The 24295-nt window shown below is 71.7% G+C and carries 24 protein-coding genes; 6 read left to right on the top strand and 18 right to left on the bottom strand.

The window, feature by feature from the left end; genetic code table 11:
• Position 1: 1 nt before the first annotated feature.
• Both ACIOD2_RS12370 and ACIOD2_RS12365 read right to left on the bottom strand, forming a co-directional pair.
• Positions 2-1708: a serine/threonine-protein kinase gene (locus ACIOD2_RS12370; RefSeq protein WP_400537002.1), complete on the bottom strand. Its 1707-nt coding sequence runs from the start codon at positions 1706-1708 to the stop codon at positions 2-4.
• Complete coding sequence (locus ACIOD2_RS12365) at positions 1705-2508, bottom strand: hypothetical protein (protein ID WP_400537000.1); 804 nt, start codon at positions 2506-2508, stop codon at positions 1705-1707. The genes ACIOD2_RS12370 and ACIOD2_RS12365 overlap by 4 nt, the downstream gene beginning before the upstream one ends.
• 300 nt (positions 2509-2808) lie before the next feature.
• On the opposite strand from ACIOD2_RS12365, the gene ACIOD2_RS12360 reads away from it, so the two are divergent.
• The 5 genes from ACIOD2_RS12360 to ACIOD2_RS12340 all read left to right on the top strand — a co-directional run bounded on the left by ACIOD2_RS12360 (position 2809) and on the right by ACIOD2_RS12340 (position 8582).
• Positions 2809-3459 (top strand): hypothetical protein, encoded by a 651-nt coding sequence (locus ACIOD2_RS12360; protein WP_400536997.1) that lies wholly within the window; start codon positions 2809-2811, stop codon positions 3457-3459.
• 79 nt (positions 3460-3538) lie between these two features.
• A complete protein-coding gene (locus tag ACIOD2_RS12355; RefSeq protein ID WP_400536994.1) occupies positions 3539-4315 on the top strand; it encodes an ArsR/SmtB family transcription factor in 777 nt (258 codons plus the stop codon).
• A 210-nt stretch (positions 4316-4525) separates the two neighbouring features.
• Positions 4526-5683: an EfeM/EfeO family lipoprotein gene (locus ACIOD2_RS12350; protein ID WP_400538010.1), complete on the top strand. Its 1158-nt coding sequence runs from the start codon at positions 4526-4528 to the stop codon at positions 5681-5683.
• A gap of 89 nt (positions 5684-5772) precedes the next feature.
• Positions 5773-6930, top strand: a complete 1158-nt coding sequence (locus ACIOD2_RS12345) for a Dyp-type peroxidase (RefSeq protein WP_400538008.1) — start codon at positions 5773-5775, stop codon at positions 6928-6930.
• A 29-nt stretch (positions 6931-6959) separates the two neighbouring features.
• Positions 6960-8582 (top strand): phospholipase C, encoded by a 1623-nt coding sequence (locus tag ACIOD2_RS12340; RefSeq protein WP_400536991.1) that lies wholly within the window; start codon positions 6960-6962, stop codon positions 8580-8582.
• A gap of 60 nt (positions 8583-8642) precedes the next feature.
• On the opposite strand, the gene ACIOD2_RS12335 is transcribed toward ACIOD2_RS12340, so the two are convergent.
• The 5 genes from ACIOD2_RS12335 to ACIOD2_RS12315 are packed head-to-tail and all read right to left on the bottom strand — an operon-like array spanning position 8643 to position 12684.
• Positions 8643-9068, bottom strand: coding sequence for an ATP-binding protein (locus ACIOD2_RS12335; protein ID WP_400536989.1), 426 nt, complete (start codon positions 9066-9068; stop codon positions 8643-8645).
• Between the two features lie 32 nt (positions 9069-9100).
• Complete coding sequence (locus ACIOD2_RS12330) at positions 9101-9460, bottom strand: STAS domain-containing protein (protein WP_400536987.1); 360 nt, start codon at positions 9458-9460, stop codon at positions 9101-9103.
• 46 nt (positions 9461-9506) lie between these two features.
• Complete coding sequence (locus tag ACIOD2_RS12325) at positions 9507-9947, bottom strand: response regulator (protein ID WP_400536985.1); 441 nt, start codon at positions 9945-9947, stop codon at positions 9507-9509.
• Positions 9944-11497 (bottom strand): ATP-binding protein, encoded by a 1554-nt coding sequence (locus ACIOD2_RS12320; RefSeq protein WP_400536982.1) that lies wholly within the window; start codon positions 11495-11497, stop codon positions 9944-9946. The genes ACIOD2_RS12325 and ACIOD2_RS12320 overlap by 4 nt, the downstream gene beginning before the upstream one ends.
• Complete coding sequence (locus tag ACIOD2_RS12315; protein ID WP_400536980.1) at positions 11494-12684, bottom strand: PP2C family protein-serine/threonine phosphatase; 1191 nt, start codon at positions 12682-12684, stop codon at positions 11494-11496. The genes ACIOD2_RS12320 and ACIOD2_RS12315 overlap by 4 nt, the downstream gene beginning before the upstream one ends.
• Before the next feature lie 282 nt (positions 12685-12966).
• Between ACIOD2_RS12315 and ACIOD2_RS12310 the strand changes: the two genes are divergently transcribed.
• A complete protein-coding gene (locus ACIOD2_RS12310) occupies positions 12967-13425 on the top strand; it encodes a hypothetical protein (protein ID WP_400536978.1) in 459 nt (152 codons plus the stop codon).
• On the opposite strand, the gene ACIOD2_RS12305 is transcribed toward ACIOD2_RS12310, so the two are convergent.
• The 11 genes from ACIOD2_RS12305 to ACIOD2_RS12255 all read right to left on the bottom strand — a co-directional run bounded on the left by ACIOD2_RS12305 (position 13426) and on the right by ACIOD2_RS12255 (position 24166).
• The gene (locus ACIOD2_RS12305) at positions 13426-14463 is read right to left on the bottom strand and encodes an MSMEG_0565 family glycosyltransferase (RefSeq protein ID WP_400536975.1); all 1038 of its coding nucleotides are present in this window, start codon (positions 14461-14463) and stop codon (positions 13426-13428) included.
• Complete coding sequence (locus ACIOD2_RS12300; RefSeq protein ID WP_392759197.1) at positions 14463-15293, bottom strand: carbon-nitrogen hydrolase family protein; 831 nt, start codon at positions 15291-15293, stop codon at positions 14463-14465. The genes ACIOD2_RS12305 and ACIOD2_RS12300 overlap by 1 nt, the downstream gene beginning before the upstream one ends.
• Positions 15294-16124 (bottom strand): carbon-nitrogen hydrolase family protein, encoded by an 831-nt coding sequence (locus ACIOD2_RS12295; RefSeq protein WP_400536972.1) that lies wholly within the window; start codon positions 16122-16124, stop codon positions 15294-15296.
• Positions 16121-17491, bottom strand: a complete 1371-nt coding sequence (locus tag ACIOD2_RS12290) for an MSMEG_0567/sll0787 family protein (RefSeq protein ID WP_400536970.1) — start codon at positions 17489-17491, stop codon at positions 16121-16123. The genes ACIOD2_RS12295 and ACIOD2_RS12290 overlap by 4 nt, the downstream gene beginning before the upstream one ends.
• Before the next feature lies 1 nt (position 17492).
• The gene (locus ACIOD2_RS12285; RefSeq protein WP_400536968.1) at positions 17493-18563 is read right to left on the bottom strand and encodes an MSMEG_0568 family radical SAM protein; all 1071 of its coding nucleotides are present in this window, start codon (positions 18561-18563) and stop codon (positions 17493-17495) included.
• Positions 18564-18573: 10 nt separating this feature from the next.
• On the bottom strand, positions 18574-19086 hold the full coding sequence (locus tag ACIOD2_RS12280; protein ID WP_285484086.1) for an MSMEG_0572/Sll0783 family nitrogen starvation response protein: 513 nt from the start codon (positions 19084-19086) through the stop codon (positions 18574-18576).
• 4 nt (positions 19087-19090) lie between these two features.
• Positions 19091-19927 (bottom strand): amidohydrolase family protein, encoded by an 837-nt coding sequence (locus ACIOD2_RS12275; protein WP_400536966.1) that lies wholly within the window; start codon positions 19925-19927, stop codon positions 19091-19093.
• A complete protein-coding gene (locus ACIOD2_RS12270) occupies positions 19927-21249 on the bottom strand; it encodes an MSMEG_0569 family flavin-dependent oxidoreductase (protein WP_400536964.1) in 1323 nt (440 codons plus the stop codon). The genes ACIOD2_RS12275 and ACIOD2_RS12270 overlap by 1 nt, the downstream gene beginning before the upstream one ends.
• Before the next feature lie 108 nt (positions 21250-21357).
• The gene (locus ACIOD2_RS12265; RefSeq protein ID WP_400536962.1) at positions 21358-22695 is read right to left on the bottom strand and encodes a DUF2252 domain-containing protein; all 1338 of its coding nucleotides are present in this window, start codon (positions 22693-22695) and stop codon (positions 21358-21360) included.
• Positions 22696-22768: 73 nt separating this feature from the next.
• A complete protein-coding gene (locus ACIOD2_RS12260) occupies positions 22769-23368 on the bottom strand; it encodes a hypothetical protein (RefSeq protein ID WP_400536960.1) in 600 nt (199 codons plus the stop codon).
• Positions 23369-23470: 102 nt separating this feature from the next.
• Positions 23471-24166, bottom strand: coding sequence for a GNAT family N-acetyltransferase (locus ACIOD2_RS12255; RefSeq protein WP_400536958.1), 696 nt, complete (start codon positions 24164-24166; stop codon positions 23471-23473).
• Positions 24167-24295: the final 129 nt, after the last annotated feature.

Genomic DNA, 24295 nt, shown 5'->3' with positions numbered 1-24295 from the left:
CCTAACGACCGGCCACTGTGGACGCGTGCCGCCGCCGGACCGCCACCACGACGAACCCGGCCGCGACCGCGCCCGCCACCGCGCACCCGGCACCGAAGCCCGGTGACGGTTCGTGCACGCGCAGCACCGAGAGACACAGCCACAGCGCCGCGCCGAACAGGATCCCGAGCACCGGCCCGGCGAACAGCGAACCCCGCCCGCGGTGGCCGTTGCGGATGTTGCGCAGCACCGACTCCAGGTAGGCGAGCGCGAACAGCGCCAGGATCAGGCTGCCCGCGCCCATCGCGCTGGCCAGCGGGTGCTGCGACGTGAGCAGCGTGAACGTCTGGGTGACGGTCCCGGTCTGGATGGTCGCGGTGACCGCGCCGCCGACGATCCACCGCGCCAGGCCCGGCAGTTCGAGCTGGGCGGTGAACCCGTTGCCCGCGGCCTTGGACGTCGTCTCGGCGGAGCCGAGCGGGATCCCGGCCGCGGCAAGGTCCAGCGCGACCCGGCCGGGGTTGCCGGGACCGGTCACCGTCAGCGGTTTGCTGAGGTCCACCTCGACCGGCGCCGACACGGGCGCGTCGCCCAGTTTCAGCGTGGACGGCGCCTGGTGCGGCAGCCGTTCCGGGTTGAGCAGCGCGAGCACCACCAGCACGATCGCGGCGGCGGCCGCCGCGAGCCGGAACCACAGGGTGGACGCCGGGCGCGGCTCGGGCTCGGGCTGCCGCGGGACCCGCGTCGCGGACAGCGTCGGGTCCGGCGCGGACGGGCGCTGGACCGGCCGCGTCCGGGCCTCCGCCGGCGGCGCGGGAGCGGTCGGCGAGTTGAGCCCGGCGATCACCCGGGGTGTCAGGTGCAGCACCGGCACGCCCGCGCGTTCGAGCCAGCCCGGGCCGTAGACGGCGGTGGCGGCGCTCGCCAGGTCGGCGGCGAAGGATTCGGCTTCCCGGTAACGCGCATCGAGCTCACGCGCCAGGCTGCGCATGATCACCCCCGCGATCGGGATCGGCACCCCGGCGATCGGCCGCGGGTCGGTGAACATGTGCTGGCGCATCATGCTGATCGCGCCGCGGGTGTTGTCGAACGGCAGCTGCCGGGACAGCAGCTCGTAGAGCACCGTGCCGGCCGCGTAGACGTCGGCCGCCGGACTCAGGGCGTTGCCCATCGCCTGCTCCGGCGCGATGTAGGCCGGGGTGCCGAGGATTTCGCCGCCGTGCGTGACGAGCGTGGCGCCTTCGCTGATGACGCGCGCGATGCCGAAGTCGGCCACCTTCATCACGCCTTGCGTGGTGAAGAGCAGGTTCCGCGGCTTGACGTCGAGGTGCAGCACGCCGGCCCGGTGCGCCGCGTGCAGCCCGGCGAGCATCGCCAGGCCGATCGCGCAGGCCTGCTCGCCGCTGACGCCGCCGCCGTGGAACCGGCTGTGCACGGTGCCGCCGTCGAGCCGTTCCATCACCAGCAGGTGCTCGCGGCCGGTGCGGACGTAGTCGTAGACCGGCACGATGTGCGGGTGGTCCAGGCTGGCCAGCACCCGGGCCTCGCGGTCGAACAGCTCGCTGCTCGCGGCGTGGTTGAGCACGTCCCAGGGCAGCTGCTTGATCGCGACGCTGCGGCCCAGCGTCCGGTGCGTCCCGGCGAACACGACACCCATGCCGCCTTCGCCGATCTCGGCACCGATGTCGTACTGCGGGAGCGCGGCGACGAGGTCCGCCGGTGCGCTCATCGGGTGACGTCCCGGGTCGCGGGGACGCGCATCCGGACGGTGGCGTCACCAGTGCCCTCGTAGACGGGTTCGGGGGCCGGCTTCACCGGGTTCGGCGTCAGGTAGCCCAGCAGGAACGCGATCGCCGCGGCGCCGAGCACCACCGGGATCTCGATCGCCGGTTCCGGCGGCACCAGCCGCAGCACGGACAGCGTGATCACCGCGACCAGGCCGGTGCCGAACCCGGCGGGCAGGAACCGCAGGCCGCGGCGCCAGCGGTTGGCGGCCAGGCGGTGGCGCGCCAGTGCGAGCAGCGCCGTCAGCCAGGCCAGGATCGTGAGCACCAGCATCGCCAGGCCGAAGACGCCGTAGACCGACCAGAACGAGCCGCGGACGTCGGCGACGGTGGTGGCTTCGCCGAGCGTCGCGCGCTGGGCGTCGAGCAGCTCGACCGACGACGGCAGCAGCCCGGTCGCCTGCCCGGACAGGTCACCGAGGTCGAGCACGAACGTCCGGGTCACCCGGCCCCGCGCCGGCACCTCGAAGGGCGCGGTCGTGTCGTAGGCGAAGAAGGTGAGCGCCAGGGCGACGCCGGAGAGGCGCACGCTGCGGACCTTCACCGGCGCGTTGCCGGTGTTGGTGGCCACGACCTCGAGCTTGACCTGGTTCGCCGGGTCGATCGCGACGGTGGCGTCCGCGATCGGCCGGTCGTCGATCGACACGTCCAGCCCGAGCGAACCGGACTCCGCCGAGGCGGGTGGCGCGCCGAGCAGCACCATGCACAAACCCAACGCAACCCCCGCCGCGATGACACGTCCCATTGGGCATCCCCTACTTGCTTAATCCGACTCGTGCGGAATGCTACAGCGACCACACACCCGGGGAGGGACGTTCCGATGCGTTACGTGGTTCGGTTGTTTTTCGGCACCGTGGCCGGGGCATTGCTCCTGCTCGCGCTAATGGGCACGAGTAACGCACAGGTTCCTCCGTCGGTTGGTTTGAAACCTTCGAGTGGTCCGGCGGGCAGCTCTTTCACCATTTCCTGGAACGGATTCCCGACCTGCCGGGTCATCAATTTCCTCTGGGCGGGCAGTTCGCTCGGGTCCAAGGCGGCCCCGGCGGTGAGCGGCCAGTTCCCCACCGCCGTCCCCACGACCGCGAAGCCGGGTTCGTACACGGTCACCGCCACCTGCACGAGCCAGAAGGAGACGGCCAGCGGCACGTTCGTCGTCACCGGCACGACGACCACCACCCCGCCACCGCCGCCGACCACCACCCCGGTCACGCCGCCCGTCACGACCAAGCCGTCCAAGCCCGGCGGCCCCACGACCACGCCCGCCACCACGACCACCCCGCCGACCACCACGACCACCCCGCCGACGTCGACCACCCCCACCACGCCCGGCACGCCGCCGACGACGACCAGCACCGAGCCCAAGCCGGGTGAGCTGGTGCTCGACCGGCCGAGCGTCCAGCCCGGTGACGAGCTGTCGGCGTCCGGGAAAGGCTGCCAGCCGGGCCGGACGGTGACGCTGACGGCCGACGGCACCGAGGTCGGCTCGGCCTACACCGACAGCACCGGCGCCTTCACCGCGCCGGTCCAGTTCACCCGGATCGAGGCCGGGCCGCACACGGTGGTCGCCGACTGCGGGGTGCGCCTGACCGGCACGGTCGACCAGGTCGTGACCCACTCGTCCGGCGGGCAGACGAGCACCCTGGTGATCCTGGTGTTCTTCGTGCTGGCCGGTATCGCGGTGGTCCGCTTCCCGTAACCACCCCGTTGACATGCAGCCGTTAGGCTGCCTATCGTAAATAGGCAGCCGGACGGCTGCATGTCACGAGGAAGGCGCGATGGACGAGGTCTTCAAGGCGCTGGCCGATCCCAGCCGCCGTCAGCTGCTGGACGTGCTCAACGAGCGCAACGGCCAGACCCTGCGGGAACTGTGCGCGGGACTGGACATGGCCCGGCAGTCGGTGAGCAAGCACCTGGCCGTGCTCGAAGCGGCCGGCCTGGTCACGACGACCTGGCGGGGCCGGGAAAAGCTGCACCACCTCGACGCCGCGCCGATCAACGGGATCGCCGAGCGCTGGATGACGCGCTACGACCGCCACCGGGCCGGCGCGCTGGCCGATCTCAAACGAGCACTGGAGTCCGCACCGATGAACGAATTCGCGTACACGACCTACATCAGCACCACGCCCGAAAAGCTCTGGCAAGCGCTTACCGATCCGGCGTTCACCCGGCAGTACTGGGGTGTTTCCTTCGAGACGGACTGGAAAAAGGGGTCGCCGATGGTCTGGGCGGAAAGCGGCGCGAAAACGAGCGACCCCGACCAGGTCGTCCTCGAATCCGATCCCTTCCACCGGCTTTCCTACACCTGGCACACCTTCACCCAGGAATGGGCGAAAGGCGCGGGCGTCGACGACGAAACCCTGGCGAAACTGCGCGGCGAAAAGCGCAGCAAGGTCTCGTTCACGATCGAACCGCACGGGGAAAAGGTCAAGCTGACGGTGCTGCACGACGGCTTCGACGACGAGAGCACCACCCGGTCGATGTGCAGCGAGGGCTGGCCCGCACTGCTGTCGAGCCTGAAGACGCTCCTGGAGACCGGCGCTCCACTTACCTGACCACGACTTATCGGGCGAACCGTTCGAACGCGACACTTCTCCCACAGGGAAACGTCCGGATTCTCCCCCTTTCGTGGGCGGCCGGCTGAAGTCCGGGTGAATTCCCTCCTCACGGCCCCATCGGATGCGGTTTTCCGGGCGTTAGGCTCGCATAATCCGTGACCGGGAATGGTCCGATCGAGTGACGGGAGAGCGTGCGTGCCGGGGTCAGTGCGTACTCGCTGGATCGTGGCGGTGGTCGCCCTCGCCGTCGTGGCCGGCGCCGCCGTGGTGTTCTGGCCACGCGACGCCGAGGCGCAGGACCCGGAGATCGCGATCTCCCGCTCGTCCTGCGGCACCGGCTGGTCGGCGCCGAAACCCGGCCCGCAGACGTTCCTCCTGCACAACACCGGCTCGGTGACCGCCGAGGTCGACCTCATCGACCCCGCCACCGGCGTGATCTACGGCGAGGTCGAGGGGCTCGGCCCGGCGACCACCCGGCCGCTGCAGGTCAACCTCGGCAACGGCAGTTACGCGTTCCGCTGCCTGCCCGAGGACGCGAGCGCGATCGTCGGGCCGGTCGCGCAGGTCAGCGGCGGTGCCGAGCGCACCGGGCCGGGTGTCGCGCCGGTGACGCACAACGACCTGCTCGGCCCGCTCAAGGCCTACCAGGCGCACGTCACCACCGGCCTCGGCGAGCTGGTCGCGAACACCGGCGCGCTGAAGAACGCCGTCCACGGCGGCGACCGCACCGCGAGCGAGTCGGCCTGGCTGACCGCGCACCTGACCTACGAGCGGCTCGGTGCCGCGTACGACGCGTTCGGCGACTCCGACGGCGCGCTCAACGGCACCGCCGACGGCCTCCCCGGCGGCACCGCCGACGAGGGCTTCACCGGGTTCCACCGGCTCGAGTCCGGCCTCTGGCACGGCGAGGACCTCGGCGCGCTCGCCGGTGTCGCCGACCAGCTGGACACCGACGCCCACACCCTGCAGTCGGCCTTCGGCGACAGCCAGGTCGACGGCAACGACCTCGCCCTGCGCGCGCACGAGATCATGGAGAACACGCTGCAGTTCGAACTCACCGGCCGCACCGACTACGGCAGCGGCACCACCCTCGCCACCGCCCGGGCGAACCTCGACGGCACCCGGGCCGTGCTGGACGTCCTGCGCCCGCTGCTCACCCCGCGCTACCAGCAGCTGCCGAAGCTGGACAGCTGGCTGACCCGCACGCAGACGGCCCTGGACGCCGCCCACCGCCCGGACGGGTCATGGACCCCGCTGGCGCAGCTGGACACGAAGCAGCGGCAGAAGCTCAACGCGGACGTGAGCGAGCTGACCGAGCTGCTGGCCCCGATCGCGGCGATCGCCGAGCCGAGGAGGGTCTCGTGAGCGACCAGCCTCGCTGCCCCGTGCCGCACCCGGCCGCAACCCAGACCCCCGCCGGCCTGCCTCGCCGTTCCTTCCTGCGCCGGGCCGCGATGGGTGCCGGGCTGACCGTCGCCGCCGGGGCCGGGCTCGGGGCGTCCGCCGGAGTCACCGACAGCACGTCGCCGGTGCCGTTCCACGGGGCGAACCAGGCCGCGATCCTGCGGACGCCGCCGACCCAGACGATCGTCGCCTCGTTCGACGTCGTCGCGGAGTCGAAGGCCGAGCTGACCGACCTCTTCCGCACCATCACCGACCGGGCGCGGTTCCTCACCGGCGGCGGCGCGCCCGCGGCCCTCGGGATCACCGGGCCGCCCGCCGACTCGGGGGTGCTCGGCCCGGTCGTGCCGGGTGGCGACCTCGGCGTGATCCTCGGCGCCGGTGCGTCGCTGTTCGACGACCGGTTCGGACTGGCGAAGCTCAAGCCCGCCAAGCTGAAGCCGATGCGGATGTTCCCGAACGACGCTTTGGACCCGGCCCAGTGCCACGGCGACCTGAGCCTCACGCTTTCGGCGAACGCGAACGACACGGTGCTGCACGCGCTGCGCGACATCACCCGCGCGACCCGCGGCGGCATGCAGCTGCGCTGGCGGATGAACGGGTTCAGCTCGCCGCCGCGCCCGTCCGGCACCCCGCGGAACCTGATGGGCTTCAAGGACGGCACTTCGAATCCGGAAGGGTCCGAACTGGACAGTCTCTTGTGGACCTCCGGCGGCGGCGAACCCGCGTGGGCGGCGGGCGGCAGCTACCAGGTGGTCCGGCTGATCCGGATGCTGGTGGAGTTCTGGGACCGGGTTTCGCTGACCGAGCAGGAGAACATGTTCGGCCGCCGCCGTGACACCGGCGCCCCGCTCGACGGCACCGACGAGAGGGACGTCCCGCGCTACGCCGAAGACCCGATCGGCACGGTCATCCCGCTGACCAGCCACATCCGGAAGGCCAACCCCCGCACCCCGGAAACCGACAACAGCCGGATCCTGCGCCGCGCGGTGAACTACGACCGCGGCGTCGACAGCAACGGCAACCTCGACATGGGCCTGCTGTTCGTCTGCTACCAGCAGGATCTGGAGCGCCAGTTCGAGGCGGTCCAGACCCGGCTGGCCGACGAGCCGCTGGTCGACTACATCTCCCCGTTCGGTGGCGGCTACTTCTTCGCGCTGCCCGGCGTAACCGGCCCGGACGACCACTTCGGCCGCTCTCTGCTCGCCTGACTGCGAACCCACCACGAAAGGAATCCACTGTGGACACGAGAATCCGCCGCCGGCGGCGGGGCCTGCTCGGCGCCGGGGCTCTCGCCTCGGTCGCCCTGCTGGCCGTCGTCACCGGTTCCGCGGCGAGCACCGCGGAAGCCCAGCCGCTGAACCTGTTCCCCGCCCACTGGATCCCGACCGCGACGCCGATCAAGCACGTCGTGGTCATCTTCGGCGAGAACATCGCGTTCGACCACTACTTCGGCACCTACCCGAACGCGGCGAACACGGACGGCACCCCGTTCCAGGCCGCGCGCAACACCCCGAAGGTCAACGGGCTCGACCACAAGCTGCTGACCGACAACCCGAACGCCTACAACCCGAAGCGGCTCACCCACGAGCAGGCCCTGACCTGCGACCAGAACCACAACTACGGCGCGGAGCAGGCCGCCTTCAACGGCGGCAAGATGGACAAGTTCGTCGAGAAGACCGAGACGGACAAGTGCACCGGCCAGCCGGTGCTCTTCGGCGAGCCCGGCCTGGTGATGGACTACTACGACGGCAACACCGTCACGGGCATGTGGAACTACGCGCAGCACTACGCGCTGAACGACAACTCGTTCAACACGGTGTTCGGGCCGTCCAGCCCCGGCGCGATCGATCTGATCTCCGGCAACACGCACGGCGTCCAGGCCGTGAACTCGGTGACGCACGAGCCGGTCAGCGACGCCTACGCGGTCCAGTCGCCGGACGCGAACGGCATCGGCACGATGATCAACGACCCGGACCCGGCGTGGGACGACTGCTCGGACAAGAACCACACGAGCACGGACAACCTGGCGACCATGCACGGCCGTAACGTCGGTGACCTGCTCAACCAGCGTCACGTGACGTGGGGCTGGTTCCAGGGCGGCTTCCGCCCGACGGGCTCGGCCAACGGTTACGCGGTCTGCGGCGCGACCCACGCGAACGTCGGCGGCGCGGCCGCGGTGGACTACAGCCCGCACCACGAGCCGTTCCAGTACTACAAGTCGACGGCGAACCCGAAGCACCTGCCGCCGTCCTCGGTGCAGGCGATCGGCCAGACCGACCGCGCGAACCACCAGTACGACGTCTCGGACTTCAACGACTCGCTGCAGGCCGGCTCGATGCCCGCAGTGAGCTTCCTGAAGGCGCCGGAGTACCAGGACGGCCACGCGGGCTACTCCGACCCGCTGGACGAGCAGCAGTTCGTGGTCGGCGAGATCAACAAGATCCAGCAGTCCCCGGACTGGCGCTCGACGGCCATCGTCCTGGCCTACGACGACTCGGACGGCTGGTACGACCACGTGGCTTCGAAGGTCGTCAACGGCTCGCACGACGCTTCGCAGGACCAGGCGGTGTGCACGGGCAAGCCGGCCGCGCTCGGCGGCTACCAGGACCGCTGCGGGTACGGCCCGCGGCTGCCGCTGCTGGTGATTTCGCCGTACAGCAAGGTGAACCACGTCGACCACACCCAGACGGACCAGACCTCGGTGCTGAAGTTCATCGAGGACAACTGGTTCGCCGGCCGCGTCGGTGACAGCTCGTTCGACGCACGGGCGAACTCGCTGTCGGGGATGTTCGACTTCTGGTGGCCCCAGGCGGGCAAGCTGCCGCTCGACCCGAAGACCGGGGCGGTGGCGCACCGGTAGCTCTCTCGGAGCTGGATGGGCCCGTGGCCGGTTGGCCGCGGGCCCGTCTTGTGCGCGGCCTCAGCTCCGCAGGGCGTCCCGGTCCCAGGCCAGCGTGACCACCGTGCCTTCTTCGCCGGACGAGATGTCCGCCCGGTCCGCGCTGGCCCGCAGCAACATCAACCCGCGCCCTCGCAGGGACACCGGGCGGGGGTCGGGAACGGGGGGCCGCCACTGGCCGTGGTCGGTGATCACCACCTCGATGCGGTCCGCGTGGATCGCCGCGTCGAGGTCCACCGAGCCCGAACCCGAACCGTGATACGCGTGGTCGGCCACGTTCGCCAGGGCTTCGTAGCTCGCCAGCACGATGTCCTGGGCCCGGTCCGGCTCGACGCCCGCCGCCAGGACCCACGCCGTCAGGTCGTGCCGCAGGCGCCGGAGGGCCGCGGGCGCGGCCGCGACGCCGTGACGGCGGAACGGGGCCGCCGACCCGGCGGATTCGTGCATCGGGTTCGCCTTTCTCCCCTGCCCCGGGGCCGTCACGTCCGGAGGGCTTCGTCGACGGTGGGGTGGACGCCGATCCACGTGTCGAGCCCGGTGGTCGTCAGCGGGCCCGACGTCACCGGCGAATCACTCACCACCCGCAGCGCGCGCTCCGCCAGCTTGCGGTGCGCGGACGCGAGCACCTGCAGGCCCGCCGAGCAGAAGAACGTCACCTCGCGCAGGTCGACCACCAGCACTTCGGGTCCGTCGGCGAGCACGCTGCCGACGACCTCCTCGAACTCCGGGGCGCTGAGCAGGTCGATCTCGCCCGCCACGGACAGCACGGCGCACTCACCCCGCCAGTCGAGCGTGGCCGCCAGCTCGGTCGGGGGGAGATCCCGGGAAGAAGGGCTCACGGCCCCTTATCGTGCCCCAATCACCGCCACCGCGCCACGCCGGAACTCACCGGTGCGGGAGCTGCACCACGGTGACCCAGAAGTCGTCGATCTGCCGGACGACCTCGACGAACTTCTCGAAGTCGACCGGCTTGGTGACGTAGGCGTTGCAGTGCAGGTCGTAGCTGCGCAGGATGTCCTCCTCCGCCTCCGACGTCGTCAGCACGACCACCGGGATCGTCCGCAGCGCCGGGTCCTGCTTGATCTCGCCGAGGACCTCACGGCCGTCCTTGCGGGGCAGGTTGAGGTCGAGCAGGATCAGCCCCGGCCGCGGCGCGTCGGCGAAGCGCCCCTCACGGCGCAGGAACTGCAGCGCCTCGACGCCGTCGCTCGCGATGTGCAGCGCGTTGCGGATCTTGTGGTGCTCGAACGCTTCCTGCGTCATCAGCACGTCGCCCGGGTCGTCCTCGACGAGCAGGATGTCGATCGGTGCCAGCGTCTCGCTCACGCGTCGCCCCCTTCGTCGTCGCCGCGCTCGAGCCGAGCGGGCAGGGTGAACCGGAAAGTTGCGCCCGTTTTGGTGTCACCGTCGACGCCCTCGGTCTCGAGCCAGATCCGGCCACCGTGGTACTCGACGATCCGGCGGCACATGGCCAGCCCGATCCCCGTGCCCGGGTAGGCGCTGCGGCTGTGCAGCCGCTGGAACAGCGCGAAGATCCGTTCGGCGTACTCCGCCTCGATGCCGATCCCGTTGTCCTGCACCGAGAACACCCAGTCGTCGCCGTCGCGCTCCGCGGTGACCCGCACCTCCGCCGGCGCCTCGCCGTGGAACTTGAGCGCGTTGCCGATGAGGTTCTGGAACACGGCCGTCAGCAGCGCCGGCTCGGCGCTGACCTTGGGCAGGTCGTCGTGGACCACCCGGCCGCCGCTGAGCGAGAGCGCGACCTCGAGGTTCGCGAGCGCGCCGTCGACCAGCTCGCCCGCGGGGACCACGACGTGCTCCCCCGGGTTCCGGCCCACGCGGGAGAACGCCAGGAGGTCGTTGATCAGCACCTGCATCCGCTTGGCGCCGTCGACGGCGTACTCGATGTACTGCTCGCCGCGCTCGTCGAGCAGGCCCTGGTAGCGCTTCTGCAGCAGCTGGCAGAAGCTCGCCACCTTGCGCAGCGGTTCCTGCAGGTCGTGCGAAGCGACGTACGCGAACTGCTCCAGGTCGGCGTTGGACCGCTCCAGCTCGTGCGTCCGCCGGTCCAGCAGCGCGTGCGCCCGCTCCAGCTCGGCCACCTCGTCGAGGATCCGCTGCCTCATGGCCTCGACGTCGCTGCCCAGCTGGACCAGCTCGATCGGCCCGTCACCCCGGACCGGGCGGTGAATGTCCTGGTCGGCGACCTGCCGGACCTCGTCGGCCAGCCGCAGGATCGGCTGCGTGATGACGCGCCGCAGCCCGAGGAACAGCAGGACGAACAGCAGCACGATGAGCACCGCGACGGCGATGAGCATCGCGGTCAGGAAGCTCGCCGCGCTGTCGAGGTCGGCGCGGCCCTCGGCGCGCAGCGTCGTGAGGTGGGTGGCCTGGGCGTCGAGGGTGACGCGCACGGCGTCGAACTGGGTCCGGCTGCGGTCGGCCTGCGCCGGGGTGACCGCCGGCGCGGCCGGGGTGATGGTGGGCGCGACCGTCGCCTGCCAGGCCGACGCGGCCGCCAGGACGCGGTCGAGGTCGTCACCGATCTGCGTGCCGGGGGACGCGCCGAGCTGCCGCAGCTGGTTGACGGCGTCGGCCTGCGAGCGGACGCCGTCGTTGTACGGCGCGAGGAAGTCCGGCTGCCGGCCGAGCTGGTAACCCCGGACGCCGGTCTCCTGGTTCAGCAGCGCCGTCGACAGCTGGATCGCGGCGAGCCGCTGGGCGCCGATGACGTCGAGCAGGCGGTTGCGGGCGTCGGTGAGATTGCTCATCGCGACCGCGCCGCCGGCCAGGGCCGCGAGCAGCAGCACCGCCTCCACCAGGGCGAGCAGGGTCAGCCAGCGGCGGATCGGCCAGCCGCGCACAGTGCCGGTCATCGGCCGTTCTCCCCGGGGATGTGGTTGAGCAGAGCGAGGGCGACGTCGTCGTCCAGCGGGCCGGAGTTGAGGCGTTCGGCGCGGGCGATCAGTTCGTCGAGGAGTGCGCGGCCACCGAGGCCGTCCTGGTGGCGGATGTCGAGCACGAGGTCGGCCATCCGCTCGTGGCCGAGGCGTTCGGACCCGGCGCCGACGCGGCCTTCGAACACGCCGTCGGTGTAGAGCAGCAGGGACCAGCCCGGTTCCAGCGGCACGTCGAGGGCCTCCCACTTCGTGCCTTCGACGACGCCGAGCGGGACGCCGAGGCGTTCGCCGGAGAGCAGGTGCCCGTCGCCGGGGGTGAGCAGCAGCGGCGGCAGGTGCCCCGCCAGCGACAGGCGCAGGGATCTTCGGTCCGGCGCGACGACGACCATGCAGACGGTGGCGAACAGCGGCTCGATCCGCTCGTGCACCAGGACCCGCTCGACCATGCTCAGCACGTCGGCCATCGGCAGGCCGGCCATCACCAGCGAGCGCCACGCGATCCGCAGCGCGACGCCGAGCGCGGCCTCGTCCGGGCCGTGGCCGCAGACGTCGCCGATCATCATGTGGAGGCTGCCGTCGTCGAGCTCGATGGCGTCGTAGAAGTCGCCGCCGAGCAGCGATCCGTTGCGGCCGGGCCGGTAGCGGGAGGCCAGCTCGAGGTGCGGGTCGTGCAGCAGCGGGCTGGGCAGCAGGCCGCGCTCGAGCCGCGCGTTCTCGCGGGCGAGCAGCTGCTGCTGGAGGAACTGCTGCTCGACCTGCTCGGCGCGCTTGCGCTCGCGGGCGAAGCGCAGGGCCTTCACCAGCAGCGGCCCGTCGACCTGGTCCTTGACGAGGTAGTCCTGCGCACCGGCGGCGACCGCGGCGACGCCGGTGGCCTGGTCGTGCTGGCCGGTCAGCACCACGACCGCGACACCGGGCGCGTGCTGGGCGAGGCGGGTGAGCCCGCCGAGCCCGATCGCGTCGGGCAGCTGGAGGTCGAGCAGGACGCAGTCGGCGGTCAGCGGGGCCGCGAGGGCGGCGGTGAGGGTCTCGACGCGTTCGAGGGCGACCGGAACGGAGGTGTCGGCGAGCATCTCGTCGACCAATAACGCGTCACCGTCGTCGTCCTCGATCAGCAGCACGCGCAAGCGGGTGCTGGGATCCCACGATGAGTCGGCGGTCACCGGTTTCTCCCGTTCAGCGGCACCTTCGGACGATCACCCTAGCGGCACCGGTCGCGGCCGCCTACGACCGCACGGCCCCGGCAGGGGTAGCGATTTATAGCACCCCGGTGTCCCGCCCGGTGCACAACGGTTCGGCTCGCCGCGGTCCCGTTACCGTGCCGTTCACGACCGATCCGGCCACGGTCACGGCCGGATGACTTCGTGGCAACGGTTCCGTGCCGCGGGGAAGCCGGCCTCCTTTGGCCGGATCGGTTACCGGGTCTCCGCGCCTACCCTGGTGTTATGCCCGAACCGCCCGTTCCGGTCCGGCACGCGGCCTTCGCGTGGTGGGGTGCGACGGCGTGCTGGTTCCTCGGCTCGCTGTTCGGCCGGCTGCTCGGCGGGCACGCCACGCCAGCACTGGGGACGAGCGGGGCCGGTGACCGCGACGCCCTGCTGGCGGCGACCCTGCCGGCCCCGGTCGCGGTGCTCGCGTTCGTGATCGCGGCCGGGTTGTGGGCGTCATTGGTGTACGGCGTGTACAGCGGCGTGGGCTGGGCGCGCGTCGTGCTCGCGATCGCCGGCGCCGTCGGCGTCTTCGACCTGGTGCTGCAGCTGTTCTCCGTCGTCGCCTCGTCCGCCCACGGCACCGGCGACCTGGTGCGGGGACTGGCGTTCCTGCTCGCGCTGGGCCTGTCGCTGGCGGGCTTCACGATGATGTTCCGGACGGACGCCGCCCCGTACTTCGCCCGGCGCCGCTGATCACAGGGCGCCGTAGAACCTCCGGTGTGCCTCGGCCGCGGCCGGCCAGGTGTATAGCCGCGCCAGCGCTCGCCCGGGCGCCGGGTCGGTGTCCGCCATCGCGGCACGCAGCTCGCGCGCGAAACCGGGCGGGTCGGCCGCGAACCGGGCCACGCCGCCGAAGACCTCGCGCAGCACCGGCAGGTCGCGCGTCACCACCGGCACCCCGGCGGCCAGCGCCTCCATCGCGGCCAGCCCGAACCCCTCCTTGGTGGAGGGGAAGGCGAACACCGCCGCGGACGCCATCAATGACGGCAGCTCGTCGTGGGCGACCGGGCCCAGGACGTCCGGCTCGACGCCCAGCTCTGCCGCGCGTTTCTCCCAAAGCGTCCGGTAGTCGCGGTAGTCGAAGAGCGTCTCGCCGCCGGCGATGACCAGGCGGACAGCCGGGTCGGCCAGGAGCGCGTACGCCTCCAGCAGGTCCAGCGAACCCTTGCGCGGCTCGATCCCGCCCACTGCCAACACATAACGTCCTCGGCCGGTATCCGGGCGAGCGTTGGCGAAGCGGTCGTAGTCGACGCCGTTGGGGATGACCGTCGCCTCGATGCCCCAGCCGTCACGGACCTCCGCGGCGACGGACTCCGAGACGCAGAGGTGTGCGTACGGCCGGACGATCGCGCGTTCGTGACAGGCCGCGAGTTCCGGCGTGGTGAAGGTGTCGAGGTGGTGGATCGTGCGCACGCAGTGGTCGACGGCGTTCGCGCTGATGCAGTCCTGCGCGTGGACGACGTCGTAGGCGTCCGGGGTGAACGCCGCGCGCAGCACCGCGATCGACCGCAGGATCCGCTCGCCGACGCTCTCGCCGGGGACGTCCGGGAACGGGACGATCGCCTGCCGCACTCGCGGGTCCACCGGCCGGAAGAACCCGGCGTCGCCGCCGCGGCCGAGCGTCCAGACCGTGACGTCCTCACCGAGGGCCGCGAGGGCCTCGGCCAGCGCGAGCGTGTGCACGACCCCGCCGCGGGGTTTGGTCGAGTAGCTCAGCAGGGCGATGCGCATCAGGCCTCCCGGTAGACCTCGGGTTTCCGTTCCCCCAGGTGGTGCAGCACGCGACGGGCGTTCGCCAGTTCCTGCTCGACGTCGAGTTCGGCGACCGCGATGCCCGCCTTGGACCACGTCCGCGCCAGGATCTCGCCGCCCGGCCCGACGACCTTGGCCTGGCCGAGGAACCGCATCCCGCCCATCGCGCCGGTCTGGTTGGACGACACGAGCACCACCTGGTTCTCCGCCGCCCGCGCCTGGTCGTAGAGGTCGAACAACCGCGACTGGCGGTCCTGGGCCATCCGCGGCGCGCGGTTGGTGATGCTGGTCGGCCACGCGCTGAGGCAGGCGACGATGTCCGCGCCGTCCACCGCCAGGGACCGGGCCGACTCGGGGAACGTCTTGTCGTAGTCGATCAGCATGCCCAGCCGCCCGACCGGCGTGTCGAACGCGGCGAACTCGGCGCCCGGCTCGTAGGCGATGCTCTCCCCCGGCGGCTGGTGGACCTTGCGGTGCCGGCCGAGCACGCCGTCACCGGTGACGCACACCGCGGAGTTGTAGCGGCGCGGCCCGTCCGCTTCGCAGTAGCCGACACAGACGACCATCTCCCCGGCCAGCGAACGCACGGTCTTCAGCTCCGGGCCGTCGGGGTCGAGGGCCGGCGGGAGCGCCTCCGGGTCCGGATGGCGCAGGTCGGCGAGGTAACCGCCGAGGGCCGCGTCCGGCAGCACCAGCAACGCCGCGCCGGACGAGCGCGCGTGGTCGATCAGCGTCGCGATGCGCTGCAGGTCGAAGTCGAGGTCGCGGCCGAAGTGCGCGGCGACGGCGGCGATCCGGATCTGCCCCATTCACGGGACACTAACCGGGTAGGCGTCGGGCCGTCTGTCCGCCAGGTGTCCCATCGACCGCCGCGCGGTGGCCAGCGCGGCCTGGACGTCGAACTCGGCGATCGCCATCCCTTCGGCGACGCCGGTGTCGGCGACGATCTCGCCGCCGGGGTCGACGATCTTGGCGCCGGCGACGAACCGCAGGTCGCCGAAGGTGCCGGACTGGTTGGCCGAGACCCAGACGATCTGGTTCTCCAGTGCGCGGGCCCGGTCGAAGAGGTCGAACCGGCGTTTCCAGCGGTCCTGCGCGAGGTCCGCCGCCGCGTTGGTGCGGCTGCCGGGCCAGGCGCTCATGCAGACGACGACCTCGGCGCCGTCGAGGGCGAGCGCCCGCGCGGATTCGGGGAAAGCCTTGTCGTAACAGATCATCATGCCGAGCCGCCCGACCGGCGTGTCGAACGCGGCGAACCCGCGGCCGGCGCCGTAACTGGCGTTTTCGGCCAGCGGCTGGTGGACCTTGCGGTGGTTGCCGAGGACGCCGTCGCCGGTCACGCAGACCGCGGAGTTGTAACGCCGGCCGCCGGCGATCTCGCAGTACCCCGCCGTGACGACGAGATCTCCGGCCAGCGCGGCCAGCCGCTGCACCTCCGGGCCGTCGACGGCCAGCGAGGGCGGCCCTTCGGCACCGCCGTCGAGGTTGGCGAGGTAACCGCCGAGTGCGGCTTCCGGCAAGGCCAGCAGCCGCACACCCTCGGCCTTCGCCTCCCCGATCAGCTTTTCGATGCGGGCGAAGTCGCCCTCGAGATCGCGGTCGAACGGCGCGGCGACCGCGGCCATCCTGAGCGTCGTCATGAGTTCCCCAATCCGGTGACGCCGCCGTCGATGGCGGGCGTCGATTCGCCGTCGGGCCAACGCAGCGTGACGCCGCTGCCCGCGACCAGTTCGCCGCAGTCCGCGGTGACCGCCGGCCCCGCGGGCGCGGGTGTGCCGGTGGTGAGCATCGCAAAGCCGGGGAAGCAGGTCAGCCAGTCCCCTGTGGACGCTCCGCGCGGCCGGGGCACCTGGTCGACGTCCAGGACCGCGCCGCAGCCGGACGCCTCGGCGAGCATGCCGAGCGTGCCCGCGATGCCGGCCATCGAGACGTCCTTGGCCGCTCCCGGCCGGGCCTTCGCGACCGAGCCGATGAGTTCCCGCAGCTCCGGCGTGCGGCGGAAGCTCGTCGAATCCCACTGACGTCCGGTGTAGCCCGGCCGCCAGCCTCCGCCGAGGTCGGCGGTGAGCCAGACGCGCTCACCCGGCTTGCCGCCGCCACCGGGCACCGGGTCTTCGGTGCGCCCCAACGCCGTCACGGACAGCGATGCCGGGACGCCGAACTGGGTGTGCCCGCCGAGTACCGGGACACCGTAGGCCTCGCTCGCCTTCCGCAGTCCACTGAGGACTCGTGCGGCGAACGACGCATCACGCGCACCCAGCGCGTCGAGCAGGCCGGTCGGGGTGGCGCCCATCGCCGCCAGGTCGTTGAGGTTGACCAGGACCGAGCACCAGCCCGCCCATTCCGGGTCGCGCTCGACCATGGACGGGATGATCGCGTCGCACGCCGCGACGACGTCGGTGCCGGGCAGCGGGACACCGTCGTCGCCGACAAAGCCGGGTACACCGGTCATTCCGTGCAGCAGCGGGCCGAGCGCGGCCTTGGTCGAACGCGCCAGCGCGGCGATCCTGCCGATCGGCCAGCGCATCAGCACGTGGTCGTGCCCGGCGACGGTCACCGGCCGCACGCGTTGCCAGCCGAGCCGGGTGAACATGCGCTCGGTGCGCGTCTGGACGGTCGCTTCGAACCGCAGCGCGCCTTGGGACTCGGCCCGCGCACAGGCCGCGCGGACCAGCGCGGAGCCGATCCCGGCCGGCGAGCCGGGCGCGACGACCAGGCGGCCGCCCTTCCACCAGCCGATGTCGGGACCGTCGGTCGCCGGGCCTAGCCGGACACCGCCCAGTACTCCGCCTGCCGCGTCCCGGGCCACCAGGATCAGGGAGCGCGGGTCGGTGTCGTGGTCGTCGAGATCGTGCCCGGCGAAAAGTCCTTGCCGGGCCACAAAAGCTTCGTGCCGCAACGTGCGGTACGCGGTCAGTCCACTGTGGTCGGCTTCGCCGATGCTGAACGCCGGGCGCGCCGCGACACTGCGGACGTCACCCAGCAACGCGAGGATGTCGTGGTCCATCTCAGCCACCCGCCGCGCTGAGCAGGCCGCACGCACCGCACGCGGCGCAGCCCGCTTCCTGGTCGGCACCGGTCATCCCGGCCGCCCGCAGCAGCGCGGCGATCCGTCCGGTGACGTCGGCGACCAGCGCGGGCGAAGGCGCGGTCGCGCCGTCCCGCCGGGCCAGCGTGCCGACCATCGGCCGCATCGGCACCGCGAACGGGTAGACGCCCATGTCGATCAGCCGCCCGGCACCCTCCACAAGGGAGTCCGGGTCTTCACCGAGGCCGATCAGCAGGTACGTCGAGACGCGGTTGCGGCCGAACACCCGGACCGCTTCCGCCCACGCGGCTTCGTACTCCGCCATCGGCACGGTCGACTTGCCCGGCATCCAGCGCCGCCGGACGTCGTCGTCCAGCGACTCGACGTGGATGCCGATCGACGTCGCCCCGGCGCCGTGCAGCTCCTGGAGCACGCCGAGGTCGCCCGGCGGCTCGATCTGCACCTGGATCGGCAGGCCCGGCACGGCGTCGAGCACCGCGCGGACGCAGCGCACGAGGTGCCGCGCGCCGCGGTCGGGCCCGGACGTCGTGCCGGTGGTCATCACCATCTGCCGGACGCCGTCGAGGCGCACCGCCGCCTCGGCGACCTCCGCGAGCTGCTGCGGGGTTTTCGCGGCCACGGTGGACCCCGCCCGCAGCGACTCCTCGATGGTGCAGAACCGGCAGCGCTGGTCCTCGGTGTACCGGATGCACGTCTGGACGACCGTCGTCGCGAGGACGTCCTTGCCGTGCAGCAGAGCTATCTTCCGGTACGGCACACCGTCCGTTGTGGACAGGTCGTAGAACCGCGGCCGGCCGACCGGGGCGACACTCAGGCCCAGGTCGATCGTCTCGCGGAAGATCCGGCCGTCGCGGACGACGTACGGGCTCTCGGGGTTCAGCGGCAGCGTGGCGTTGGCACCGTCGACCACCAGGTGGCCGTCGTCGCTCGGCCCGGCGCCCTTGCTGCGCTGTACGGGTGCGTCTGCGCGCACCCCGCGGACGGCGATGTCGGCGCGGGTTTCCAGGTCTTCTTCGATGCCAACGCGCACAGACCGCTCCCTAGAACATGTAGGTGGAGTTGATGATCGCGCCCTTGCGCGCGTAGTGGATCAGCGCGTCCTGGACGTCCAGCGGGTGCGTCGGGATGACGCCCTCGATGAGGTCCTCTTCGCGCGCGCCGTGCAGCGACAGCCCGAAGCGGCAGCAGTAGGCCTTGCCGCCCTCGCTGATGAACGTCTTGAGCTGGTCGTTGATGTTCAGCTCGCCCGGGAACGCGGCGTTGCCGGTGGTCGGGAAGCCGCGCGTGGCCAGGCAGTTCAGCGAACCCGGGCCGTAGAAGTAGATCGCGGCTTCGAAGCCCTTCCGCAGTGCGCGGGTCGCCTGCAGGATCGCCACGAAGCTCACCGACGACTCGTGCGCGATGCCGTGCACGAGCGTGAAGTAGCTTTGGCCGGGTTCGGCCTGGTAGTCCGGGAAGACCTTGGTCCCGCCGTACAGGTTGGACCCCTGCGGCAGCGACGGGTGCGGGATCTCGTCGAGGCTGGTCTTTTCGGTGTCGGTCAGCTCTGCCATCGGTCTATTTCCCTTTCTTCGGTCCGTACAGCACGTCGAACGTGCCGCGGAAAACCAGGTCGGCGAGCTCGCCGTCGCCGGCCGCGGCGGCCAGCTTGGCGAGTTCGCCCTCGTGATCACCCCAGGGCTCGTCGGAGGCGAACAGCACGCGGTCGTGGCCGAGGCCCCGGCGTGAGATCTCCTCGACGAGCCAGCGGGGAGTGAAACCGATCGCCCAGGACAGGTCCGTGTAGACCTGTTTCCCGGCGGCGATCCAGTCGAAGAAGCGGCCGCCGACGAGCTTGATGTGCCCGCTCATCCCGCCGCCGAAGTGCACGAGGTGCAGCTTGACGTCGTCGGCGTAGGTGTCGACGAGCTTGCCGACCTCGTCGATGTCCGACGCCGCGCCCGGCGAGGTGTGGACGTGCACGACGAGGTCGTGCTCCCTCGCCGTGGCGAAGATCTTGTCGAGCAGCGGCTTGCACGCCGGATCGGACGCCTTGCCACCCAGCAGGAAGCTGAGCTTGAGCGCGCGCACGCCTGGTTCGCCGGCCAGCTTCAGGGCGTTGTCGGTCCGGTCGGCGTCTTCGGCTCGCGGCGACACCCACAGCGCGGCGCTGATCCGGTCGTCCTTTCCCGCCGCCTCGACGCAGAGTTCGTTGAAAGAGAAGGCGACGGCCGGATCGGGGATGCCGTAGTTCGGGATCACCAAAGCGCGTTCGGTACCCTCACGGTCCAAATCGGACAGTAGCTCGCCGATCGTCGCGCGGCTGCCGATCGCCGGCGCGACCGGCGGCCCGCCGTAGAACGGATACGCGGGCAGCACGCCGAGGTGCCGGTGGGCGTCGTTGGTCCAGCGCATCAGGCCACCGTCCGCGGCGCGACCCAGTCGTCGTCGGCCGGGTAGGTGCTGACCGGCGTGCCGGACAGCCACCGGACGTCGCCGCCGCGTCCGACGTCGGTGATCCGCCGGGCCAGGTACTCGGCGTCCGCGGCGACCCCGCAGAAGCGTCCGGAGCCCCAGGTGTGCTGCCAGGGCAGGCCGAGGAAGTACAGGCCGGGGCAGCTGGTGACGCCGCGGTGGTGCGTGGGGTAGCCCTTGCCGTCGAACACCGGGACGTCGATCCAGCGGTGGTCGCGGCCGAAGCCGGTGCTCCAGACGACCGCGGAAAGCGCTTCCGCGTCGAGAGTGCGTTGGCTGTCTTGCGGCTCCCAGACCGGCTTGTAGCGGTCCTCCTTCGGCGCGGCCACCCCGCGTTTCGCGATGTAGGCGTCAATGGAGTCCTTGATGCCCTCGGAGACGGCGTCCGCCGCGTCGAGGTTGCGGCGCAGGTCGTCCGCGAACGACAACTGTCCGTTCCGGACGTTGTTCAGCCGGCCGTAGAGCTGCATGCCCTGGGCGGCGAACGCACGCAGGTCGATGTCGTGGCCGCCGTCGCGTCCGGTGACGTAGTGGTTGGCGCGGAACCGCACGGCGTCCGCGTCGGCGAACTCGTCGATTCCCCTGCCGTAGTAACCCATCTCGTCGAGCCACGCCACGACGTCCCGGCCGCGGTAACGTCGTGCGACGCGCGGCGCCGACCCGACGGCGAGGTGCACCCGCCGCCCGGCCAGGTGCAGGTCCTCGGCGATCTGGCAGCCGGACTGCCCGGTGCCGACGACCAGGACCTCGCCGTCGGGCAGCTGCTCCGGGTTGCGGTACTCCGCCGAGTGCAGCTGGACGACGCCCTCCGGCAGCCGCTCGGCCAGCCGCGGCTTCAACGGCACCTGGTACGGGCCGGTGGCCAGCACGACGTGGTCGGCGGTCAGCTCGCCGGCCGACGTCGTCAGCCGGAACCCGCCGCCGGGCAGCTGCCGCAGCCGCTTCGCTTCGACGCCCTCGCACAGCGGGACGTCGAACGCCTTCACGTACGACTCGAGGTAGGTGACGATCTCGTCCCGGACCATGAACCCGTCCGGATCATCACCCGGATAGGGGAAACCGGGGAGCCGGCACTGCCAATTCGGCGTGACCAGGCAGAAACTGTCCCAGCGGCGGGTCCGCCATTCGTGCCCCGCGCGCTCGCGTTCGAGCACGAGGTGCCCGACCCCGGCGGAGGTCAGGCAATGGGACATCGAGAGTCCCGCCTGGCCGCCGCCGACCACGATCACCGGCCGATGCAGGCCGTCGAGCTCGAAGTTCATGCCGATCAGTGCAACGGCGAACCATTTCCGGACGGTTTCATCCGGAACATCGGCGTGTTACCAGACCAGCGTTGGGTAACGCTTCTCCGGGCGTGCGCTTAACACCGCTCAGAACAGCGGACGGCCACTGTTCTTCGCGGTCACGTACGCCTGCCAGTCGCGGGTCACCTGGTCGGCGTAACCGGTCGCGAACGTCCGGGTCTCGTTCTGCAGCCCCGAAACCGACGTGATCGCGCCGTCGATGGCCGCGTCCGCGGAGTAGCTCAGCCCGGTGCCGGACAGGTCCTGGTCCGCGCGGGAGTGCGCGGCGGCGAGCAGCCGCCCGACGTCGCGGACCGAGTCGTCCCAGATCGCCGACGACGTCAGGTCGCCGATCGCCAGGTCCTCGGCGAACGGCGACTTCTCCTTCACCAGCACCGGCGTGCTGCCGACACTCGCCCAGCCGGCCAGCGGATCGGACTGGTTGGCCAGCCACCGCAGCGCGAGCGCGGGCCGCTGCCCGCCGGTGAGTGTCGTGGCGTTCGGGGCCAGCTGCTTCGGCGCCGGGTCGACTTCCTGCTTCAGCTCGAGGATCCGGTCGTCGGACGCCGAGGACGTGTCGCCCTCGACCAGGGCGTACCAGCGGAACCGGCCGAGGCTGCCGGTGCCCGCACCGGTCCGGCGCCGGACGTCCTTCACGACGGCCTCGGACGCCTTGAGCGGCTTGCCCGCGGTGCTCCGGTAGGCGGCGACGGCGTTGACGATCTGCGTGCGCGTCGCCGCGGAGACGATCTGCAGCTCCGGGTCGGCCTTGAAGTGGCCACCGGTGGTCCACTTCGCGACGAGGTCGGCGCGCTTGTCGCCGGCGGCGTCGTCGATCAGGTCGCCGACCAGGTCGGAGGTGTTGCCCGACGTCAGCCGCCAGCTCAGCTCGTCGTCGGTGCCGTGGAACTTCGCGATCCACTGGGCGTACTCGGCGACGAACGTGTCGACGTCGGTGGCGATCTGGCTCGCGCTCCGGCCGTCGGCGCGGCCGGCGAGCACGATCGACACGGCCTCGCGGCGCAGCTCCCACGTCCACGAGCCGCGCCAGGCGTCGTCGGTGTCGTTGAGCGCGAACTGCTCCTCGTTGTCGGCCCCGCGGTCGGCGCCGGTGTTCTCCAGGTGCGCGTCACCGGTCAGCCAGACGTCGCCGCCCGCCGTCGCGTACGCGGACGCCGGCAGCTCCCCGAGGTCGCGGTAGTAGAGCGGCGAGGTACCGCGGAAGAACGCCCAGGCGCTCGACGCGAGCGTCTGCGTCCGCAGGGTCAGCTCGTCGTCGGTCGCGCCGCCGTTGAGGACGTGCAGCGCGTGGTCCCGGTCGTAGAGCACGGAGACCGGGTCCCGGGTGAGACCGGCGGCCTCCCCGGGAGCGGCGGTGACGAGGAGGGCGGCTACGACCAGGGTCCCGACGGCGGTTCGGCGCATTCGCCCACAGCTACCGGGTGGAGGTGAACCCCGGTCAACGTGACGGCGAACGTGGCACTGTCACTTCGGCCGATCAGCGGCCGGGCCTGCCGTGGCCGTGCTGCCAGGAGCTGATCGCGGAGCTCACCATGTCGCGCCACTGGTCCTCGGGCGCCGGGGTCGACGACGTCGTCACGGGGTTCGCGGGCTTGCGTCCCGCGGCGGGGCGGCTCGTCGTTTTGACCGGCGTGTCCTGCAGCCCGGCGGTGAGCGGGGGCGGCGCCGCCGAGGCGCTGAACGTCGCGACGGCTTCGCTCGAGGTCGGCTGCGGAGGCGGCGCGGCCGCACCCGGCGGCGGCACGGCCGTGCCGCCGACCTCGTGCGGCTGGAAGAGCACCACGGCGGCGAGCCCGAGCGCGACGGCCGCGACGGCGCCGATGACGAACGGCTGCGTGCGCCGCGGCGGGCCGGCGGGCGGCGCGTCGAGCGGGCGATCGTCAACGGGCTCTTCGGCGGCCAGCTCGGCGTCGAGGATCGCGAGCGGGTCGGGTCTGGGGTCGCGTTCGGGTTCCGCGGCAAGCTCCTCGGCGAGTCTCGCGTCGAGTTCACCGCGGATCATCAGCGGTTTCGTCTGCGAAAGGTTCACCAGTTCGGCGACCGAGGGGAGTTCGCCCTCACCGCCCGTGCGTGCCATCGGAAGACCTCCACAAGTCGGCCCGGCCGTGTACGGGGGTCACCCTACTGGGCGACTACAGGCCGGAGCTCACCGTGTGCCGAGAGAAGCCGACGGCGGCCGTCAGCGCCACCAGTTCGCGTCGCCGACGGTGACGAAACCCAGGGAGTCGTAGAGCGGTTTGCCGGGCCGGGCGGCGGTCAGCGTGACGGGCAGGCCGTCGAAGTGCCGCAGCACCGCGTGCATCAGCGCCCGGCCGACCCCCTTCGAGCGGTGTTCCGGCAGCGTCGCCACCCAGTAGGCGCCGCCGACCCCGCCGTGGGCCATGGTCAGGCACGCGCCCGCGTCGCCGCGGGTGAAGATCGCCGGGCCGTCCTGCTCCAGCAGCGACGCCGGGAAGGCGTCGTCGGCGCGGTAGTGCTCCAGCGGGAAGCCCTCGACGACGATGCCCCCGGCCCGGACCAGGTCCGCCGGGCTCTCGACGCGGGTGACACCGGCCGGCTCGGGTGCGGGCGCGGGTTCGCGCACCATCACCGGCAGCTGCCGCGCGGTCAGCCCGATCCCCGTGAGGTCGAGCGTGGCGAAGGCATCCTCGACGACCAGGCCGCGGCCGGCGTCCCGCAGGCCGCGAGCGGTCTCCGCAAGGGCGTCACCCGGCTCGGGCGTGGTCACCATGACCCGCGCGCCGGCCGGGCCGTCGATGACGACGAACCCGTCGTGCTCCCGGACGTCGTGGCCCCGCGCCCGGGCGAGGGTGGCCCACATCGCGGTGGCGTTGGCACAGGCCTGCTGGAGGCGCACGGTGAGCAATCCGGTCATGCCCGGCAGCCTAAAGCGGACGGTCCCCCGTCCCCAGAGCCAATCCGCGGTGCCCGGACCGGTCCACTCGGCGGGGAAACCCGCGTGGGACGACATGCTTTCGAGGGATACCGGGGGTATGTCGGCACG

It is taken from the genome of Amycolatopsis sp. NPDC088138, assembly GCF_044741685.1.
Classification (GTDB): Bacteria; Actinomycetota; Actinomycetes; order Mycobacteriales; family Pseudonocardiaceae; genus Amycolatopsis.
The sequence above is the reverse complement of the archived record's forward strand: the minus strand, read 5'-3'. Positions and strand labels throughout refer to the sequence as shown.